This is a genomic window from Nocardia vinacea NBRC 16497 (genome assembly GCF_000308835.1).
In the GTDB taxonomy this organism is placed as follows: domain Bacteria; phylum Actinomycetota; class Actinomycetes; order Mycobacteriales; family Mycobacteriaceae; genus Nocardia; species Nocardia vinacea.
This window is the reverse complement of the sequence record NZ_BAGN01000289.1, coordinates 1-330: the sequence shown is the minus strand read 5'-3', so window position 1 is coordinate 330 and position 330 is coordinate 1. Positions and strand designations below refer to the sequence as shown.

At 71.8% G+C, this 330-nt stretch carries 1 protein-coding gene; it reads right to left on the bottom strand.

Going from position 1 to position 330, the window contains the following annotated elements; genetic code table 11:
* On the bottom strand, positions 1-190 hold a 190-nt coding region (locus tag ON44_RS52925), incomplete at its 3' end, for a WD40 repeat domain-containing protein (RefSeq protein WP_245567441.1).
* Positions 191-330 lie beyond the last annotated feature (140 nt).

Sequence of the window (330 nt, the reverse complement as noted above, 5' to 3'; positions counted from 1 at the left end):
TGGTGTGGCCGGTGAGCGGTTGACCGACCGGTGCGCCGGTGGCCACATCCCACAACCGCACGGACCTGTCGTCACTAGCGGAGGCGAGGCGGGTGCCGTCCGGGCTGAACGCGACGCTGGGAACTGCGTCGGTGTGGCCGGTGAGTGGTTGTCCGACCGGTTTCCCGCTCGCGGGGTCCCATAGGCGCACGGTCTCCCGGTGTGGCCGGTCAGCGGTTCGCGGACCGGCTCTTGGGTTGGGTCCCAGAGCCGCACACCGTCGTTGCCTGCGGAGGCCAGCCGGGTACCGTCCGGGCTGAACGCCACCGCGGTCAGCCTGCCCGTGTGCCC